The sequence below is a fragment of the Shewanella sp. 10N.286.52.E4 genome (assembly GCF_041468785.1).
GTDB classification, from domain to species: Bacteria; Pseudomonadota; Gammaproteobacteria; order Enterobacterales; family Shewanellaceae; genus Shewanella; species Shewanella electrodiphila.
Map to the genome: position 1 here is coordinate 42,137 of NZ_JBFRJJ010000004.1, position 21,745 is coordinate 63,881.

Annotated in this window: 13 protein-coding genes; 8 read left to right on the forward strand and 5 right to left on the reverse strand. The window is 39.9% G+C overall.

Going from position 1 to position 21,745, the window contains the following annotated elements; translation table 11 throughout:
* Nucleotides 1-39: 39 nt before the first annotated feature.
* The 3 genes from nrdR to AB4153_RS01645 form a co-directional block, all read right to left on the reverse strand.
* Entirely contained in the window at nt 40-489 is a 450-nt protein-coding gene (gene nrdR, locus AB4153_RS01635) for a transcriptional regulator NrdR (protein ID WP_102526939.1), read from the reverse strand.
* A gap of 240 nt (nt 490-729) precedes the next feature.
* The gene (gene glyA / locus AB4153_RS01640) at nt 730-1,986 is read right to left on the reverse strand and encodes a serine hydroxymethyltransferase (RefSeq protein WP_102526938.1); all 1,257 of its coding nucleotides are present in this window, start codon (nt 1,984-1,986) and stop codon (nt 730-732) included.
* Nucleotides 1,987-2,308: 322 nt separating this feature from the next.
* Nucleotides 2,309-3,994: a DUF3943 domain-containing protein gene (locus AB4153_RS01645; protein ID WP_303513037.1), complete on the reverse strand. Its 1,686-nt coding sequence runs from the start codon at nt 3,992-3,994 to the stop codon at nt 2,309-2,311.
* A 337-nt stretch (nt 3,995-4,331) separates the two neighbouring features.
* On the opposite strand from AB4153_RS01645, the gene ettA reads away from it, so the two are divergent.
* The 7 genes from ettA (at nt 4,332) to AB4153_RS01680 (ending at nt 17,477) form a co-directional block, all read left to right on the forward strand.
* Nucleotides 4,332-5,999, forward strand: coding sequence for an energy-dependent translational throttle protein EttA (gene ettA / locus AB4153_RS01650; protein ID WP_102526936.1), 1,668 nt, complete (start codon nt 4,332-4,334; stop codon nt 5,997-5,999).
* Nucleotides 6,000-6,553: 554 nt separating this feature from the next.
* Nucleotides 6,554-7,741 (forward strand): hypothetical protein, encoded by a 1,188-nt coding sequence (locus AB4153_RS01655; RefSeq protein WP_102526935.1) that lies wholly within the window; start codon nt 6,554-6,556, stop codon nt 7,739-7,741.
* A 306-nt stretch (nt 7,742-8,047) separates the two neighbouring features.
* A complete protein-coding gene (locus AB4153_RS01660; RefSeq protein ID WP_102526934.1) occupies nt 8,048-9,232 on the forward strand; it encodes an efflux RND transporter periplasmic adaptor subunit in 1,185 nt (394 codons plus the stop codon).
* Entirely contained in the window at nt 9,232-12,336 is a 3,105-nt protein-coding gene (locus tag AB4153_RS01665) for a multidrug efflux RND transporter permease subunit (RefSeq protein ID WP_303513044.1), read from the forward strand. Before AB4153_RS01660 ends, AB4153_RS01665 begins: the two co-directional genes overlap by 1 nt.
* A 79-nt stretch (nt 12,337-12,415) precedes the next feature.
* Entirely contained in the window at nt 12,416-12,889 is a 474-nt protein-coding gene (locus AB4153_RS01670; RefSeq protein ID WP_248954938.1) for an NYN domain-containing protein, read from the forward strand.
* 254 nt (nt 12,890-13,143) lie between these two features.
* Nucleotides 13,144-16,896 carry an EAL domain-containing protein gene (locus AB4153_RS01675; RefSeq protein WP_371996152.1) on the forward strand — a complete coding sequence of 1,251 codons (3,753 nt, stop codon included), beginning with the start codon at nt 13,144-13,146 and terminating at the stop codon, nt 16,894-16,896.
* 152 nt (nt 16,897-17,048) lie between these two features.
* A complete protein-coding gene (locus tag AB4153_RS01680; protein ID WP_371996153.1) occupies nt 17,049-17,477 on the forward strand; it encodes a thioesterase family protein in 429 nt (142 codons plus the stop codon).
* A 62-nt stretch (nt 17,478-17,539) separates the two neighbouring features.
* On the opposite strand, the gene AB4153_RS01685 is transcribed toward AB4153_RS01680, so the two are convergent.
* The gene (locus AB4153_RS01685) at nt 17,540-19,048 is read right to left on the reverse strand and encodes a bifunctional diguanylate cyclase/phosphodiesterase (protein ID WP_229368932.1); all 1,509 of its coding nucleotides are present in this window, start codon (nt 19,046-19,048) and stop codon (nt 17,540-17,542) included.
* Nucleotides 19,049-19,123: 75 nt separating this feature from the next.
* Entirely contained in the window at nt 19,124-19,966 is an 843-nt protein-coding gene (locus AB4153_RS01690) for an HDOD domain-containing protein (RefSeq protein ID WP_102526929.1), read from the reverse strand.
* A 231-nt stretch (nt 19,967-20,197) separates the two neighbouring features.
* On the opposite strand from AB4153_RS01690, the gene yegQ reads away from it, so the two are divergent.
* A complete protein-coding gene (gene yegQ, locus AB4153_RS01695) occupies nt 20,198-21,598 on the forward strand; it encodes a tRNA 5-hydroxyuridine modification protein YegQ (RefSeq protein ID WP_303513057.1) in 1,401 nt (466 codons plus the stop codon).
* Nucleotides 21,599-21,745 lie beyond the last annotated feature (147 nt).

The window sequence follows — 21,745 nt, forward strand, 5'->3', positions numbered from 1 at the left end:
AGCAAATGGCCTCTGCGGTATAAAAAATGGAAACAGGAATTACTTTTGTAATTTAGCGATGGCTTCGCCAAACTGTGAAACGTCTTCAAAGGCGCGATAAACAGACGCAAAACGTATGTACGCTACTTTATCTAATACCATCAATTGTTCCATCATCAGGTTGCCAATCATTGCAGAGTCAATCTCGCGCTCACCTGTTCCACGTAAGGTAGATTTAATCTTAGATAGTGCTTGTTCAATTTGATCAATCGATACCGGACGTTTTTCAACCGCACGCAGCATACCGCCACGTAGCTTATCTTCATCAAACGGTTGACGGGTGCCATCTTGTTTAATGACCCGTGGCATGACTAATTCTGCACCTTCAAAGGTGGTAAAGCGTTCATGGCACAATGTACATTCCCGACGACGACGGACTTGATGGCCATCAGCCACAAGACGAGAATCAATCACTTTGGTATCTGTCGCGCTACAAAATGGGCAATGCATATTCGCTCCTGAAATAAAAATAAAATGGCCGTAAGCACAAAGTACTTACAGCCATTAAAGTTTATCCTATTTACTTTATAAGGTTAACCTTATCATTAAGATTATCCTACTTAGTTCATATGGATGATATGTCTAAGCTGATGTTGAAATGCTTGCTAATATTATTAAACAACATACAAGCATCTTTGCTAGACAAAAATGCAGCAGTACTCCTGTTAACAGCACTGCCTGTAAACAGTATTACCCGTAAACAGGATACTTAGCACATAACTCAAGCACTTGGTTTTTAACGCGCTCGATTGTACCTTCATTAGTGATGTCATCTAACACATCACACATCCAGTTAGTCAGCTCAACAGATTCAGTTTCAGTAAAACCACGACGGGTGATTGCTGGAGAACCAATACGTAAACCAGAAGTAACAAATGGTGAACGTGGGTCATTTGGTACTGAGTTTTTGTTAACAGTGATGTTAGCTTTACCTAGCGCAGCATCGGCATCTTTACCTGTCATATCTTTGCTGATTAGATCTAGCAAGAATAAGTGGTTGTCTGTACCACCAGAAACAACATCATAACCACGCTCAATGAAGGTTTTTGCCATCACTTTAGCATTCGCAACAACTTGCTCTTGGTAAGTGGTGAACTCAGGATCTAGTGCCTCTTTAAATGCAACCGCTTTAGCAGCAATAACGTGCATTAAAGGACCACCTTGGCCACCAGGGAATACTGCCGAATTTAACTTTTTGTAAATGTCTTCATCATTCACAGCTGAAAGGATCAAACCACCACGAGGACCAGCAAGCGTTTTATGAGTTGTCGTTGTAACAACGTGAGCGTGTGGCAGTGGATTCGGGTAGATACCTGCAGCAACAAGACCAGCAACGTGCGCCATATCGACAAATAAGTAAGCACCTACTTTGTCAGCGATTTCGCGGAATTTACCCCAATCGATAATACCTGAATAAGCAGAAAAACCAGCAATGATCATTTTTGGTTTATGTTCAACGGCTAAACGTTCAACTTCAGCGTAATCAATCTTACCTGTGGTTTCATCGATACCGTACTGAACAGCATTATATAACTTGCCAGAAAAGCTAACGTGAGAACCATGAGTCAAGTGACCACCATGGGCTAAACTCATACCTAAAACAGTATCACCGCCTTGAAGCAGTGCCATGAAAACAGCTGAGTTTGCTTGAGAACCAGAATGTGGTTGTACGTTAGCGTATGTAGCGCCGAATAATTCTTTTGCACGAGAAATAGCTAACTCTTCTGCAATATCCACATGCTCACAACCACCGTAATAACGCTTACCAGGGTAACCTTCTGCATACTTGTTAGTTAGCTGTGAACCTTGAGCTTCAAGAACACGTGGGCTGGTATAGTTTTCTGATGCGATTAATTCAATGTGCTCTTCTTGGCGACGAGTCTCATCTTCAATTGCTGCAAATAGTTGTGGATCATAATCTGCGATATTCATAGCTTTCTTTAGCATTGCTCACTCCAGCTGTTAATTCTTATAGTAGGGTTGCGCGGTATGATACAGCGCAATTGATCACAATCCCAGCATTTGAAACATGAAATTACTTGCAATTCATTATGAGTACCATTTGCCATCTATAAATTTTCAGCTGCAGCAGCTTTCAGTAATTGTATTTCATAGAAAAATCCAAATTAACTCTTAGTTTCATAACCTTGTGACAATTTTAAGAAAACTCTTTTCTAAAATATTAATCAGCAAAATATTTAAGCTCTACAGCTCAATTTATCACAAAAACTAGATAGTCTAATCTATGATACAGGCAATGATTTATCGGCTAATATTGATAAGTAAAGTGAATACTACTGCGACTTTCTGTTTCATCATTTCGATTGGCAATGGCCAAGTTTTCAATTCCGGTTAATGTGCCACTTCGATCGATACGTTCATGGTGAATACTGATACTCATAGTATTCGTTAAAGGAACATCGAGATAAACTTCATACCTATCACGTGCATCTTTAAAATCTAGGTCACTGACGTTTGGATTCCAATCACTGCTTCGATTAAACTCATTATCATCTATAGAGTCCCAGCGTTGACTTTGAAACTTAACCCCGAGCAACAATTGTTTATAATTCGCCTCTAGTGCTAATTTGGCAGTATGGCCTAAAGCATATCCATAGCCACCTTCCCAAAGCACCGATTTTGTCCCCCAAAAATGGCCTCCATTTTGGCGATAATCTTTTGTTGCAAATGGTTTCACCATACTAAAATCACCAAACAGGTCGCCTCTGATACTTATCGAAACATCATCAACAAACCATTGCGTTCCAGCAGATACACCAATCACATTTATTGCAGCGTAAAAATCTTCCTCTTCATCTTGACCCAGACTGCTATATTCCAGCCCCATGGATGGGCCAATAAACCAAGTCTGGCGTCTATTTTCAGAATCTAATATGGTATTAACATCGCTCGTCCAGCCACCTAAAAAAATCGAAGAATCCATTTGCCAATCTTCAATCCCTTCGTTAGAAACCCCCAGTTCCATGTTTAAATCGACCTGGCTAGGTGTCGCAGATAAAGCATCATATTTTCCTTGAACGCTATCAACACTCGCCTCTAATCCCAATATTAAAGAAGTCGTAGAAATATCAGCCTGCTTTTTGCTGGAGTACATTGCACCTGTATAGATGTTGAACGTATCCTTGGCGTATGTTCGATTAAACCTTTGTGGGTTATCATAACCAAACCAACCTTTAATGGTTTTAGCCGGATTAAAAACACTACTAAAAGCCGTTGGAACCCAACCTTGTTTTGAATCTAACATTTCAGATATTTGAAATAAGCTTTCACCCAATACTGCACCACCAAATGTTGTAACGATTTGATCATTCACACTTACCACTTCTTTATATTCAGCAAAGACTTCCCAGACTGCCGATGCGATAAAATTACCCGCCATAGATTCATAATAATTAAAGTTATAATTACGAAACGCTTGATAATACAGTGCGCCAGCATAGGTATGCCCCCAATTCATGCCTACCTTGTTGTCATCAAGTTTCCAAGCATCAGTTGTCACAATTCTATCTGCAAAATATTGCCCTGCATTGCCTTCAATTTCGTAATCAAAATCTCCTTCCATACTTTCTTCACTGGTCAGGTAAAGTACCTCGCCAATGACTAATACCGTAGAAATTTCAATTAATGCTCCCCACCAGTCTTTATCTATTAGCTCAGTATCTGTGATAAGAGTTTCACCTTTTTGTAAATCAGGCCCACTAATACTTCTAATGTCTTTTCCTGCAGTGATAGAGCTTATGACTAAACCTGATGGCTCATAATTAAGTTGATTAACTTCATTTGAATATGATTGATTAACTGCTGAATAAAAGGATTTATCTGAACTTTCATCTTTGCTGTTAATGGCGAAAACAGCGGTTGGTTGGTCTTTTTCAATGAATAAAGACCTGTATTCTTTTGCTTGGAGTTCTTGGGCATTAACTTGACTACACAAGCAGAATATTGAAACAGAAAACAACGAATTACATAGTAATATTCTCTTTAAAGCCTTCCTTTGTATCGTGCTCACTTTAATCCCTTAACATATTTTGAAAAATTAACCTGATATCACCAACAATCAGTGATTGTCCCTCTTTCTATCCATAAATCGGGTTGTTACAACTATGTTGTAGACGATTATTACTTTATTCGGTTGTTTTTGTTAAGTAGTTTTTTGACCTATCGGTGTGGAATAAACCTTCAATGACAAAAGTTCGATTTTCAGTTACGGCGAGATTGAAGTAGAATTAATTAAATTTCCTAGTCCGAATCTTAGTCAAAGAGATATAAATATGGCTCAGTTTGTATATAGCATGCTTAGAGTGGGCAAGATTGTTCCACCTAAAAAACAAATCCTTAAAGATATTTCCCTTAGTTTTTTTCCTGGCGCCAAGATTGGTGTTCTGGGTTTAAACGGTTCAGGTAAATCTACTCTGCTTAGAATCATGGCAGGGTTAGATACTGAAATCGAAGGTGAAGCTCGCCCGATGCAAGATTTAAAAATCGGCTACCTTCCTCAAGAACCTAAGCTGGATGAATCTCAAACCGTCCGTGAGGCTATCGAAGAAGCCGTAAGCGAAGCTAAAAATGCCCTTACACGTTTAGATGAAGTGTATGCACTTTATGCTGAACCAGATGCCGATTTTGATGCGCTTGCAAAAGAGCAAGGGCAGCTTGAAGCAATTATTCAATCTCAAGATGCTCATAATCTTGATGTGGTATTAGATAGAGCAGCCAATGCACTGCGTCTGCCTGATTGGGATGAAAAAATCGAAGTACTTTCGGGTGGTGAACGTCGCCGTGTCGCGATTTGTCGCTTACTACTTGAAAAGCCAGACATGTTGCTTCTCGATGAACCAACCAACCACTTGGATGCTGAATCAGTCGCTTGGCTTGAACGTTTCTTACAAGACTATACTGGCACCGTTGTGGCTATTACCCATGATAGATATTTCTTGGATAATGCTGCAGGTTGGATTTTAGAACTCGACCGTGGTGAAGGTATTCCTTGGGAAGGTAATTACTCATCTTGGTTAGAGCAAAAAGATGCTCGTCTACAGCAAGAATCTTCAACAGAAAGTGCGCGCCAGAAAACCATTCAAAAAGAATTAGAATGGGTACGCCAAGGTTCAAAAGGTCGTCAATCAAAAGGCAAAGCCCGTATGGCTCGCTTTGAAGAATTGAACACCAATGATTACCAAAAGCGAAATGAAACCAATGAGTTATTCATTCCTCCTGGGCCACGTTTAGGTGATAAGGTTATTGAAGTAAATAACCTGACCAAATCATATGGTGACCGAGTATTGATTGATGACTTAACTTTCGCTGTTCCAAAAGGCGCGATTGTCGGTATCATCGGCGCTAACGGTGCAGGTAAATCGACACTATTCAAGATGATTTCAGGTGCAGAGCAACCGGATAGCGGCAGCATTGAAGTCGGCGAATCAGTGCAAATAGCCTCTGTTGAACAGTTCCGAGATTCAATGAATGATAAGAACACCGTTTGGCAAGAGATTTCAGACGGTCAAGATATCATGCGTATCAACAATACTGAGATCCCGAGTCGTGCATACGTAGGCCGCTTTAATTTCCGCGGCGGCGATCAACAAAAAATCATTGGCACTTTATCAGGCGGTGAGCGTAACCGTGTCCATCTTGCTAAATTATTGCAAGCTGGCGGCAACGTATTATTACTCGATGAACCAACCAATGACTTGGACGTTGAAACACTGCGTGCATTAGAAGAAGCCCTTTTAGAGTTCCCTGGTTGTGCCATGGTTATTTCACATGACCGTTGGTTCTTAGACAGAATCGCAACCCATATTCTTGATTACCGCGATGAAGGACAAGTTAACTTCTATGAAGGTAACTACACTGAATATACAGCTTGGTTAAAAGAACACTTAGGTACCGAAGCCATTGAGCCTCATCGCCTGAAGTACAAGCGCATCGCTAAATAAGGCATCACAAAAAGTGTGCAATTTAATTGTTGTAAATTGAGTTGTTCATACGATATTAAAGCCCCATGTAATAATGCTCTTTCACTCGAGGTATTGTTAAACAGGGGCTTTTCTATGTTTAGCACAAAAATCAGGCTGTAGCGGCTAAAAATATAAGTTCAAATAAGGCGATGTCATAAAAATGACTTTTGGCGTTAAGTTAACATTTTAGCTGCAACCACCCATTAACCTCATGTTTTAGACCTTGAACTCACTCCTATCATGCTCAAGCTATAAACTATTCTCATCTTGTATGATAAAAATAAAATATACTCAACATTAATAGTTACTTAAGTAACATTAAAAGGTAATGACCAGCATCAAGCGAGTGCCGTAACAGATTCATCTTGCTAAACAGTTTGAGGGGGTTGTAAAAAAGCGTCAAAAATCCACAATCTATTTGTAAAGACAAATTAACTTAAGTACTATAAAATTATTGACGGATCACCTAACTGTTGACCAATTGTTATAGCGTAAGCTATACACCAAAAAATCAATTAAAAATGGAGGAATCAGTGAGATATAGTCAAATTACTTTTATTTTATTATGTTTTTATGCAAGTAGCTCATTTGGTTTAGAGATCATTTCTAGTAGTGAGACGCAAAAACTTCAAGAAATTGAGCAAAAGTATAATATTGATAGTTTACTTATTTCTGCGAACGATAAATTATCGACTCATAAGAAGAAAGAATCTGATTATCATGCATTGAGCGTTGAAATTAAGAGTAAGCAAACAGAATATGAGCATTTAGTTTCTAAACTGCCAACAAGAATTTTATCTCGCGCTAATCTCGATTCCTTTTATAAAGAGCTCGAAACTTTAGTCCTTAAAGTCGATCAACTTGAAACTAAATATGATATTGATGGCAAGTCTCTAAAGCGAGAGTACAAATCAATCATGGCTGAGTACGATATCATCAACAGTACTCGTACTAATAAAGACGAACAGCTAGCCGCACTCAAAAGTGAAATAACCAAACGTGTTATTGCAGACGTCTCTAAGCCAGATACTGTGCAATCTGTCGATTTAGATGGTTCAACTTTATGTTCTAAGTTTCAGTCTATTAACGATTGTTTAAAAGACTCAGAAAATTACATTGTGACCAATACAATTAAAACCGACCCGTTTTTAAATGAACGAAGTGTGCTGTTGTCCTACGATGTTGTTGATGCCAGCATGAATATGAGTGGCAATTTAAATTACAAAATTAAAATGGCATTCAAACCATCTTATAACAGTAAAATCGACTCATTAATCAATGAACAACTTGGGCTCAAATCTGCGATGATAACCTTGGTCAGTAATGTTGCTGCCGATTGGTTTATAGATGGGGTTAAAATTGGTACTGGTCGTGAACTGTTTCATGAAGTGCCATTAGGCCAACATGGCATTTTAGCGTCTTATCATTCTGAAGATAAATCCAGTGTTGAATTTATTCAGGGCAACGGTGTGTTTAGCTATAACTTTAATAGCAATTCTCATAATAGTGACATGGTTACTTTGCCTGATAACGAGCATAAAAAGCAAACCATGAAGATGAAGCCAAAACAGCCTAGCTTAGTTAACAATCAAGCTAACGCTACTGTAAATAAACCTAAGAAGACCCTACAAGACAAAGGGTATGAGTACTTCATGGGAATTGAACCAACAACGACAGAGCAAAATAAAAGCTTTGATTCAACGCCTTCTGAGAAACTGTAAATACCAGTTACTAGCATCAAGCCACCTTATCTAAAAGGTGGCTTTTTTATTGGAAAAAATAAATTACTCATTACCTTTCAAACACGACTTATTGACTAAAAAAAAGATTCAACTGTATATATTTGGTAACAAGTAAGATCGGCAAACAACATTTAAGATCATTTTGATAAACACTTATGTTATCAGCATGTTTCCTTACAATCTTATATGTTTAGCTTTACATTCCTTTACCCTTATATGACTTTTTTTCATTAAAATAGACCCTAATTCAGCAATCGGTCTGTTGATCTTTCTTAGAGTCAAAAAATGAAAAAACTGGCATTTCTTATCATAGTAAGCAGTCTTATCGCTGCTGTTGTGTCTTTTAGTGGTTTATCTCAAGCAGATAAAGCCAAGCCTCATGCAAAGGGAAAAGCCCAAAAAACTATTCCTGTTGTGACAGGTATTGTCGATCAACATGAACTATCACAATCACTGTCGTTAATTGGCAAACTTGATGCTGAACAATCTGTTTTTATTTCTTCTCAAGTTGCCGGGAAAATTAGTGACATTTTGATAAAACCCGATCAAGACATTCAAGCTGGACAAGTCATGGTTCAGCTAGACGATTCAAAAGCCAAAGCAGCAACAGCTGAAGCAGCCGCTTATCTTGCTGATGAAAAAAGAAAGTTAAAGGAATTCCTTAAACTCATTTCAAGCAATGCCATTACTCAAACCGAAATTGATGCTCAACGTGCCAGTGTTGATATTGCTGCGGCAAGATTGGCTGCAGCCCAAGCTGATTTAGATTACCACTCACTTAATGCCCCATTTTCAGGCTCTGCAGGCTTAATCGATTTTAGCGTTGGCAAGATGATTTCTGTCGGTACCGAATTACTGTCTTTTGACAACCTTTCAACCATGAGACTCGACTTACAAGTTCCTGAGCATTACTTATCATTATTATCTAATGGTATGAAAGTGTCAGCACAAAGCCGTGCATGGCCATCTCATGAGTTTAACGGTGAAATAGTCGCAATTGATTCGCGTATTAATCAAGACACCTTAAACTTACGTGTGCGAGTAGAATTTGCTAATCCAGATAACAAGTTAAAACCTGGCATGATGATGGCGGCCACGCTTAGCTTCCCTGCGGTTTCTGAACCTGTCATCCCAGTTCAAGCCATTGAATACTCTGGCACCAAAAGATTTGTGTATCTTGTTGATAGCCAAAACATTGCTAAGCGCACTGAAGTCAATCTCGGCGCCCGTATTGATAATGAAGTCCTGATCTCTGAAGGGTTAAGCGTTGGTGATATTGTTGTCGTTCAAGGTTTAGTTAATATGCGTGATGGCGTCTCAGTAGACGTATTAGAGCAACAAGGTACTGCGGAAAAGCTAGCCCATGAAGAAGATGATTCAATTGTTGATTCAGACATGCATTCAGAAAATGGATCAATCTTAGGATCTTTGAGTAACCCAACAGCTGAAGTTCAACAGGAGAAAAGTTAATGTGGCTTTCTGATGTATCAGTTAAACGCCCTGTTGTTGCGATTGTTCTGAGTTTGCTATTAGGGGTATTTGGCCTTGTTTCACTGTCAAAATTATCAGTGAGAGAAATGCCAGATGTCGAAAGCCCTGTCGTTACAGTCATGACCACATATAGCGGTGCTTCGGCAACGATTATGGAAAGCCAGATCACCACTACCATTGAGGATGAACTTACAGGTATCAGTGGCGTTGATGAAATTGAATCTGTCACCCGCAACGGTATGTCACGTATTACAGTGACCTTTTTATTAGGCTGGGATTTAACTGAAGGCGTCAGTGATGTACGTGACGCTGTTGCGCGCGCTCAACGCCGATTACCTGATGAAGCAGACGATCCTGTCGTATCAAAAGATAATGGCTCAGGGGAGCCATCTATTTACGTCAACTTGAGTTCATCCACCATGGATAGAACTCAGCTGACGGATTACTCACAGCGAGTACTAGAAGATCGCTTTAATTTAATTACAGGTGTGAGCTCAATTTCATTATCAGGTGGCTTATACAAGGTAATGTACGTACAGCTAAAACCTGAGCTAATGGCGGGTCGTAATGTTTCGGCCAATGATATTGTCTCAGCACTTAATACTGAAAATGTAGAAACCCCAGGTGGTGAAGTACGTAACGACACCACAGTAATGACAGTAAGAACGGCAAGGCTTTATAACAGCCCCGACGATTTTGAATATTTAGTGGTTCGCACTGCCGATGACGGTACGCCTATTTACTTAAAAGATGTTGCAGATGTATTTATTGGTGCAGAGAACGAAAACTCAACGTTTAAAAGTGATGGTGTCACTAACATCAGTTTAGGCATTATTGCTCAGTCTGATGCTAACCCGCTTGATGTAGCCAAATTAGTCCATAAAGAAGTGGATAGAATCCAAGACTTTTTACCTGATGGCACAGCTTTAGTTGTCGATTACGACTCCACCATTTTTATCTCTCGCTCAATTGATGAAGTTTATAACACGCTTATTATCACCGCCATTTTAGTGATTTTAGTGTTATATATTTTCATTGGCCAAGTACGTGCGACCTTAATCCCAGCTGTAACAGTGCCAGTGTCACTTATTTCAGCCTTTATCGCGGCAAATACCTTCGGTTTTTCTATTAACTTATTAACCTTAATGGCCTTAATATTATCCATTGGTTTAGTCGTAGATGACGCCATCGTCGTCGTCGAGAATATTTTCCATCATATTGAAAAAGGCGAACCGCCAATTTTAGCAGCCTACAAAGGCGCGCGCGAAGTTGGGTTTGCAGTCATGGCAACCACTGCTGTATTAGTAATGGTATTTCTACCTATTTCCTTTATGGAGGGCATGGTCGGGTTACTATTTACTGAGTTTTCGGTAATGCTGGCCGTATCAGTGCTATTTTCCTCGCTTATCGCCCTCACCTTAACCCCTGTACTTGGCAGTAAATTACTTAAAGCCAATGTTAAACCTAACCGTTTTAACCTTTGGGTTGATGGAGTATTTGATAAGCTTGAGCAGCAATACCGCGCTATCGTCTCAAAGGCAGTTCAATACCGTTTCGCGGCGCCTGTTGTGATTATTGCCTGTCTTGTAGGTAGTGGCTGGTTATTGAATCAAGTTCCAGCTCAACTTGCCCCACAAGAAGACCGTGGAGTGATTTTTGCCTTCATCAAAGGCGCAGAAGGCACCAGTTATAATCGCATGGCTGCCAATATGGACATTGTAGAGCAAAGATTAATGCCGATGCTGGGTAATGGTCTTATTAAGTCATTCAGTACTCAGGCGCCCGCTTTTGGTGGTCGTGCTGGTGACCAAACCGGCTTTGTCATTATTCAATTAGAAGAATGGAAAGATCGCTCTATCAATGCCCAACAGGCACTCGGTATTGTTGCTAAGTCTCTTGAAGGCATTCCCGATGTGATGGTTCGCCCTATGCTGCCTGGTTTTAGAGGTAAATCTAGCGAGCCAGTGCAATTTGTTTTAGGTGGTTCTGACTACAACGAACTATTTGACTGGGCACAAAAACTGCAACTTGAGGCCGACTTAAGCCCAATATTAGAAGGTGCAGATCTTGACTATGCAGAAACAACACCTGAGTTATTGGTCACCGTTGATCGTGAACGTGCAGCAGAGCTTGGCGTCAGTGTTACAGAGGTATCTGACACCTTGGAAATCATGCTAGGTGGCCGCAGTGAAACGACCTTTATTGAGCGCGGTGAAGAATATGATGTTTATCTTCGCGGTGATGAAAACAGTTTTAACAGCGTCGCTGATTTAAGTCAGATATATATGCGCACAGCAACAGGCCAGCTGATCACCTTAGATACCATTACTCAAATTGACGAAGTCGCTTCAGCACAAAAATTAAGTCATCTTAATAAGCAAAAATCGATCACTCTAAAAGCAAACTTAGGCGCTGGACATACTTTAGGTGAAGCATTAGATTTTCTTGACGCTAAAGCCATTGAAATGCTGCCAAGTGATATCACAGTGTCATATACCGGTGAATCAAAAGACTTTAAAGAAAACCAAAGCAGCATCTTTATTGTATTCGGCTTAGCCTTGTTAGTCGCTTATTTAGTTCTTGCTGCGCAATTTGAGAGCTTTATTAACCCATTAGTGGTTATGTTTACCGTACCAATGGGAATATTTGGTGGATTCTTAGGCTTATACCTAACTGGGCAAGGCCTTAATATTTACAGCCAAATCGGCATGATTATGTTGATTGGTATGGTGACTAAGAACGGTATCTTGATTGTTGAGTTTGCCAACCAGCTTAGAGACAAAGGTCTTGAATTAGAGCAAGCTATTATTGATGCTTCAGCTAGACGTTTAAGACCTATTCTAATGACCGCATTTACCACCCTTATTGGTGCAATCCCATTGATTATGTCAACAGGTGCAGGGTCAGAAAGTCGAATTGCAGTCGGTACAGTAGTGTTCTTTGGAATGGCATTTGCTACTCTAGTGACCTTATTAGTGATCCCTGCCATGTATCGATTGATATCTGGTGCGACTCACTCACCAGGGTTTGTTGAACAACAACTCAATGATGCTATTGAACTTCAAAAGCAAAAAAGCGCGTAGTGAATTTTAGGTTTGCTAACGACGAGATCCGAGCAATCCCTGACTAGTCAGCATTTATAACGGAATAACAGGTGTAATAATGGAAAAAATCGCGGTATTTGTTGATGTACAAAACATCTATTACACCTGTAAACAGGCTTATGGTCGCTCGTTTAATTATCGTGCGCTTTTTAAAATGCTGAGCCAACAAGCTCAAGTAGAGCATGCTTTTGCTTATGCCATCGCCCCAGCAGATGATGGCCAAGTCAAATTTCAAGATGCACTCAGGCACATTGGTTTTGAGGTTAAACTCAAACCCTATATTCAACGTAGTGACGGCAGTGCAAAAGGCGATTGGGATGTCGGGATAACAATCGACGTTTTAGATTATGCTGAGCACGTTGATAAGGTCATTCTGCTTTCAGGTGACGGTGACTTTGATTTATTGATGGCAAAAGTTGCGCAGAAATATGCTTGCGATACACAGGTGATCAGTGTCGCTGCTCTTACAGCGAAATCATTGCTGGATGTGATAGGCAGTCATATCCCTATCGAATCAAACTTATTGCTCTAGTTTTCTGTTTGTTAATTTCAGGTTTAATTTGCATGATATGAGTCCAAACATTGAAGATATATTGCTTAAGCTATTGAATAGTATTTAAATCATCATTAAAAATTTAACTATAAAATATTTCTTTTAAAATCAGATGTTAACATCGCGTTAACAAAGCGAGTTCGAACAAACTCATCTGCTATACAGGATTCCATAGAGCATTTTTTTATGTAACAATTACGTAATAGTAATCACCCTAAATAGCAGAGAAGTTGATGTTTCTACGGGCAAGCACCCTACATAGCTTTATCATTGCTATTTGTGTCAATTTCGGCATATTTTCACTTGCCTACGCTGAGCAATTCCAGCTTGAGACCCTCAATGTAAGTGATGGCTTACTTTCCTCTAGTATTACTACTATTCACCAACAACGAAGCGGTTATATGTGGTTTGGCACTGACAGTGGTGCAAGCCGATACGATGGTATCAACTTCACTCATTTTCAGTTTTCGCCTAATGAAAAGAATCACATTTCAAACAACTATGTCACCGATATTTATGAAGATAAAGCCGGCAATATTTGGATCGGTACTGAAGATGGACTCAATCAGCTAACACCTGCTAATGAAATGGTTTTGCACAATATGCAGACCAGTCAAAATAATCTTGGATCTAGTTGGGTAACGCGAATATATGAAGATAAGTATGACAATATCTGGATAGGTACAGGTGCAGGAATTAGTCTATATAATTCGCAAACAAACACCTTCACGGGTTTTTCACTTTTTGACGAAGATGGTCAGCAATACGATACTTCCATTTACAGTATTTTTAGTGATTACAAAGATACACTATGGGTTGCTACAGACTATGGACTCACGACAGTCAACATGGACACCCAGCGGTTAGATATAGTCACATCTTTAGATCCTGATACCAATAAGATTATGACAGGATCAATCAATGCCGTTGAAGTGATATCTGACGAGCAAGTTTGGTTAGGAACTTATCAACAAGGTTTAATCGATTTCAACCCTAAAACCATGGAAGTAGTTGCCTATGTAATCGATGAAAATAACCCTTCTATCGATCAAATTATATCAAATACGATATATGACCTCACCCTTGAAAATGACAATACCCTTTGGCTAGCCCATGACAAAGGCGCTACAAAAGTCACATTAGACACAATGAGCTATACCCACCTACAACATCAAGCCTACAACCCTAGTTCTATTGCAGATAATATTGTCGGTGAATTGCAGATTGATCAATCAGGCGGCATTTGGTTCGCCACAACAATGGGGGCATCGTACTACTCCCCGTTTAAGCATGGCACTCGAATTTTTAGACCCCACCCATTTTCACCTGAATTATCTAGCCCTTTCACTTATTGGATTAATACCGATAAAAGCAAAGATGTCTGGGTAACAACATCAGAAAAAATAAATCTCATCAGCGATAAAACAGAAGCGATAAAATTAAACCCAATTGAAGACGCATCAATTTCGTCGCCATACAGTGCAATTAAAGACGATGAAGAAAACCTCTGGATTGCCAGTGCAAATGGTTTGTCGGTATTTAACACACTTAATGAAACCTTAACCCACTATAGTAACGCGCTAGATAATCCTCATGACTTCCCTAATAGTCCTTTCTATTTGGCGCTGCCTGATAATAACGGCGATGTTTGGATCACGGGTTACTTAGATGTGGGGCTGATCCTGTTTAATCCTCAAGAAGGAATTAAACAGCAACTACTGACAGAACATGACTTTTCTTATGCCGCAGGAGGCAACTTCACTTTTGATAAGCAATTTATCCATAATGGCGAGCTATGGTTAGCAACAACCAATGCCATTTACAGAGTGAATCCTGAGACTTTCGAGGTTAAGCATTTATCGCTTGGCTCAGAAACAGAAAACATAAGAACCGTTAAACTTTATCAAGATGAAAATAACCATATTTGGGTTGCCACCCAAGGATTGGGCCTCGCACGTATCGAAATGGGAGAAATGTGGCAAGATCCTGTTGAAATTAAATACTTCAATAAAGAGCAAGGGTTTACCAGCAACACCTTAAGAGGAGTTACCGGTAATCGAGATGGTTTTGTCTGGGTTACTTCGCAATCCAAATTCGCCAAAATGAATATTGATACCTTTGAAGTAACACAGTACCCAAGTGCGACTAACGAAAAAGGCAGCTCATTTACTGATTCTGCGATAGCGATGAAAAACGATAATTTATACCTAGGCTCTAATAATGGCCTGTATAAAATTAACACTAAAGCCATCAAAAGTAATCGCTTCAAACCCAAAGTCCATATCACTTCTGCGCTGATTGCCAATGAACAGTTTTTAGGCCCTAACAGCAACCAAAAAATCGGTGATGTTCAATTAGACTATGAACAAAATATTGTCCAATTCTCCTTTGCATCAATGGACTTTACCGCCCCGTATAGGAATCAATATCGTTATCGATTATTGGGTTTTGATGACGAATGGATCTATGCAGGCAGTCATACCTCAGCGACTTACACCAACCTTAATGCAGGTCACTATTCTTTTGTTGCCCAAGGCAGTAATAGTGATGGTCGCTGGAGTCCAAATGTCGCTTCGTTTGATTTTAAGGTCAAACAAGCTTGGTGGTCCTACGCCATTATTATCTTAATCATTATTTGTGCTTTCCTCGCGATTCTTTATCTATATACCCGTTATCAAAAAATTACCGAACTCAGTAATCGAGCCAACTTTGACAGTTTAACTGGCCTATCAAATCGTTTCCGTTTTAATGCGAAACTCGAATTAACAGTCAATGATATACAAAAACCTGCGGCAGTCGTGTTCATAGACTTAGATTATTTTAAAGAAGTGAATGATACTATGGGCCATGATATTGGCGATGAGTTGATTATTGAAGTCAGTAAACGTTTATCAAACACCCTTAAAGAAGAGGATTTACTGGCAAGATTAGGCGGGGATGAATTTGCTATCATTATTCAACATCCTGGCACTCAAGCTAAACTCATCAATATTATTGAGCAGATCCGCTCCAGCATTAATACAGGTTATCAAATAAAGGAACACTGGATAACGAGCTCAGCAAGCATAGGGGTCGCCTGCTTCCCTGAAGATGGCGTTGACTGTAAAACATTGTTAAAACATGCAGACACAGCCATGTACGCCGCTAAACATGCTGGCCGCAATGGCGCTTATTTTTTCAATGAGTCGTTATCACAAGCACTACTTGAAAAAACCACCATTAAGCAGCAATTGAAAAATGCTCTCATCAATAAGCAGTTTCAAGTTCACTATCAACCTAAGGTCAATATGGTTAATGGTGAAGTCTGTTCGTTTGAGGCATTATTAAGATGGTATCACCCAACGGAAGGGCTCATATCACCAGTGAAGTTTATCCCTGAAGCTGAAAGCAATGGCCAAATTATTGAAATTGGCTATTGGGTACTTTTACAAGCGTGCACGGATGGGCAAAAATGGCATCAACAAGGATTATTAAAAGATAATATTTCAGTCAATATATCGCCAATACAACTCTCTCAACCAGATATTTGTGAGCATATCGCCGAAATTTTAGCTCAAACGGGGTTTCCAGCTGAAAAACTCGAATTAGAAATAACCGAGTCCTTATTGATTGAAAACTTCGACACCGCTGAAGTCGTGCTTAAGCAACTCAAGAAACTCAACGTACGAATTGCTTTAGATGACTTTGGCACAGGGTTTTCATCATTAAATTACCTTACCCATTTCCCGATAGATACCTTAAAAATTGATCAGGGTTTTCTCAAAAATTTATTAGACAACCAAGCGACTGAAATAGTATTAAAAAATATCATTCAATTAGGTATTGAGCTTAATATGGATATTGTCGCAGAAGGTATTGAAGCTGACTTGCAAAGAGCCAAGCTTATTGAATTAGGCTGCCTGACTGGTCAGGGATATTTATTTAGCCCTGCGGTAACCGAGCCAACAGCTAGCGAAATCCTCGTCAATAGACGCAGCCTAAACTAAGTCATCTAAACTAAGTCATCTAAACTAAGCCACCAAAACTCGCGGCTGTGGTCTGATGAGGTTGAATGACAACAATCCTTATTAATTAGCGCTATAGAAACCGACTCAAATAAGCGACAATAGCATTAATAAATTCTGACATTGCAATGATGATGACTCAAAAAACAATTGAATACAGCCCTACCTTCCATTTCCCTGTGCAAATATATTACGAAGATACTGACTTTTCAGGGGTGGTATATCATCCCAACTTCTTAAAGTATTTTGAACGGGCCAGAGAACATGTCATTGGCGCTAATGTGCTCAATATTTTATGGCAAGAGCAGCAACTAGGGTTTGCAGTTTATCGAACAGATATGCTTTGCCATGATGGGGTTGAGTTTGCGGATATTATCGATGTCAGAACTAAATATTACTTTGAAAGTAAATACCGCACTGTGTGGCAGCAAGAGATTTGGCGCCCTAATGCGAAGAAGCCTGCGGTGACAGCAACCATTGAAATGGTTTGCATGAATCAGCAGCGTCAAATGGCACCAATGCCAATCAAGTTAATTGAACAACTCACTGAAAATTTTAGCTAAAATTAAGATAAATTACGCTAAATGACGTTAATAACTTTGATGATATAAGCTCAATAAATCGATTAATGGGTGATTGGAGCTGTCACAAAAGGTTTTTGAATGAGCTGCGAGAAACGCAGCTCTAATTCAGAGGCAATAAGAGGTTTACTCACATACTCACCTTGAATGGTATCAGTACCAAATTCAATCAAGGTATCAAAAACATCTTTGGTTTCAACCCCTTCTACCGTCACATCAAAGCCAAGGCTTTTAGCTAAATCAATACTTGTTTTGACGATTTTGTTCGCTTGTAAATCACAATTAAAATCATCTAAGAAAGCTTTATCAATTTTAACTTCATCGATGGGTAAGTGACGTAAGTAGGCTAATGAAGAGTGGCCAGTACCAAAGTCATCAATAGCAATTTTAACTCCTAACTCTCTAATTTCTTTTAGCGTCTCAATGGTTCGAGCTAAATCAAGCATCAAGGCACTTTCAGTAATTTCAATCATCAAGTTCTCTGCTGGCACCTTATACTGCATCAGCAAATTACTTATATCGATGGGTAAGTGTTGATTCTCTAAATCTTTGGTCGATAGGTTAACAGCGACTTTTATATTAATCCCTTGCTGCAGCCACTTAACTTGTTGCTGAAGTACCTGCTCTAATGCCCACTGACTGATTAAGTTGATCACGCCTGTATGCTCAGCTAGTGGGATAAATTCCGTTGGTGAAATATTACCTAAACCTTCATGTTCCCAACGAATTAACGCTTCAACTTGCGAGCAATTTCCCGTGCTAATGTCGAGTTTAGGCTGATAAACCATATGGAGCTGGTTCTGCTTTAAACTTTTAGGGAGACTATTAATGATCATTAATTCGCGATACTGCGCTTTATCATCATCTTGATTATAAAAGGCAATGTCTTGGTGGCTAATTTTGGCTTTTTTTAGTGCTAAATCTAATCTTCGAAGCATCAAGCTCACATCCGCATGGTGCTCATGTAACTCAAGTACGCCTAACTGAACTTTAATGCTAATGGGGGTTTGCTCGATCTCAAACGACTTTTGTAGATGCTGTTTGACGTAGTTTAATTCAGAAATGGAAATGGCTTTAGGATAAAACAGTAAAAACTCATTACCGTTCATACGCGAGACAAACTGAGGGGGGTTAGGTAACAGCTTAATTCTTCTGGCAAAAGATTTCAGTAACTGGTCACCAAAAATAAAGCCGAATAAATCATTCACAAACCGAAACTGCTGGATATCCACCAGCACTAACATCCCTTCTGTCGCTGGCATTTTGGCAAACATTTTTCGTTTAAAGCCAACCCGATTCGATAGACCCGTCAGCTTGTCTCGCTCAAGAGTAATAGGATTACTTTGCTGAAACAGATTCAGGTTACGTACTAGAGGTTTAAATGCTCTTGGGGTATGTTTGAAATTTAATGGTGAATGGTCAGCAGAATTAGATTCTAAGGTTTGGGTTAATTCAGCAATAAACTTTCCTTGCTGAAAATAACCGCCTAACACAACTCCTAATAACAGAATAAGTGCAATAAAAAGCACAATGATAATTTCAATGCTTAACACAATTTACCGCTCCTTATATAAGTTATTGTTAATAGTCGAGTGTATCGCTTTTAACTAACACACGTAATCGCTTTTTTATTGATAGCTTTGCTTAATGGAATGATAAACTTCTAAAAACTCATCACTCTCTAAATCTTCTGGCGTCACAGGTAGCCCACGAGTTGCGAAAATATCTAAACGCTGCTCAAGTTCCACCCCTGCTCTTAATTCACCAGTGTAATATGCCGCTGAGCGAATAAAGTCTAAGTAAGTCACATTCTCTGGCATGTAATGTAAATCAGCCCAACGCTCTACGACCTCCATGACCTCAGGGGCAAAATCCCATGTTTTTAAAATTGCACGCCCTATAGGTCCTTGCATTTTACGCACTAACCCACGTAATTGTTCAATACTGGTAAATGCATCAGGCTTGGATTCAGCTTCCGACAACACAGGTAACGCACCAATATTATGAACAAGGCCAGCAAGTGTTAACGTTTCAGGATCTAACTTCTTAGTTGGATTGCGCTTATTATAAATCGCTAACATTGCCCCTGAAGATGCGGTCACCTCGATAGAGGTTTGCCATACTTCATCCATCACTTCCCAGACCATTTCATTGGTTGAGATAAATAACTGCTCAAGTGCCACAGAAGTCACGATAGATTTAATTTGTATCAAACCAATTCTATTCACGGCTGCACTGATATTTTCAGCTTTGTTACCTCGGCTATATAAGGCGCTGTTAGCTACTTTAATAATACGAGCTGAAATAGCAGCATCTTGGCCAATAATATCGCCAACTTGCTTCAAACTTGAGTCTGGCTGCGCTACAACTTCCTGCACCCGCATGGCCACTTCAGGCAGTGTTGGAAGCACAAGAGCGTCATCTTTAAGCTTCTTTAATAGCCCGACCAGTAGTTGGTGTTCCGTTGTCATGCATACCGCCTGTAGTTTTTTTGTTATTGCTTTGTGTGGAGTATATCAGCTATGTAATTTATTAGAATAAAGAAAAAGCACTAATCTTTATAATGCTTGTCAATTGTTTAGCCTTCCTTAATTTAGACAAACCCCACAATCACAGAGGAATTATTTGCATTAACCAACCATACTTAAGTAAAATGCCGCCCCCCGCGCTATGCGTGAATTTCCATCAAATTGAGAGTGATTATGTTTAGACCAGAGCTATTGTCTCCAGCAGGAACATTAAAGAACATGCGTTACGCCTTTGCCTATGGTGCAGATGCGGTTTATGCAGGTCAACCTCGCTATAGCTTACGCGTTAGAAACAATGACTTTAAAATGGAAAACCTCGCGATGGGGATCCAAGAAGCGCATGCATTAAATAAAAAGCTATATGTAGTGAGTAACATTGCTCCACATAATGCAAAGCTAAAAACCTATATCCGCGATATGGCACCAGTGATAGATATGAAACCCGATGCGGTCATCATGTCAGACCCAGGTCTTATCATGATGGTTCGTGAAGCCTTCCCAGATCAAACCGTGCATTTATCTGTTCAAGCCAATGCGATTAACTGGGCGTCAGTTAAATTCTGGCAGCAGCAAGGTATTAAGCGCGTTATTTTATCTCGTGAACTCTCTCTTGATGAAATTGAAGAGATTCGTCAGCAATGTCCTGATATTGAATTAGAAGTCTTCGTTCATGGTGCCTTATGTATGGCTTACTCAGGCCGTTGCTTACTCTCTGGTTACATCAATAAGCGCGACCCTAACCAAGGCACTTGCACCAATGCTTGTCGTTGGAAGTACGATGTCCATGAAGCCAAGCAAACTGAAACCGGTGACATTATTGCGGTAAACCCACAAGGGCTTGTTGACCAACATGGTGTGCAGTTAGAGACGCCGCCAACATTGGGCGCAGGTCAGCCATCAAGTGAAGTGGTGTTATTGCAAGAACCAGGACGCCCAGGCGAATATATGCCTGCTTATGAAGATGAGCATGGTACTTATATTATGAACTCAAAAGATTTACGTGCCATTCAACACGTTGAGCGTTTAACCAAAATGGGTGTCGACTCATTAAAAATTGAAGGCCGTACTAAATCTTTTTATTACGTAGCGAGAACCGCACAGTTATATCGTCAAGCCATTGAGGATGCTGTGGCAGGTAAAGATTTTGACCGCACGCTAATGCATAACCTTGAAGGCTTGGCGCATCGTGGTTATACCGAAGGCTTCTTACGTCGTCACGTTCATGACGAATACCAGAACTATGATTACGGCTACTCAATCAGTGATACCCAACAATTTGTTGGTGAATTTACCGGTAAACGCAATGATGCCGGCGCAGCTGAAATTGACGTTAAGAACAAGTTCTCTGTCGGTGACAGTGTTGAATTGATGACCCCGCAAGGCAATATCACCTTAACCATTTCAGAATTAGTTAATCGCAAAGGTGAATCAGTAGAAGCCGGGTTAGGTTCAGGGCACTTTGTATTCTTAGCTGTGCCGGCAGAAGTCGAGCTGGATAAAGCAATTTTAATGCGCAATCTGCCTCAAGGGCAAGATAGCCGCAATCCACATCAAGCGATTGAACCCGTTACCTAGACCTGCTACATAAGTCAGTCTAACCAGGGGATGGTTATCCGTTTTCAGCTGTTGCAGTTATTGCCTTTTAGGCCATAACTGTGACTGTTGAGAAAGTGTTTACCCGCCAATGCAATACAAGCCACCACTTTGACTCAATCTCTACCT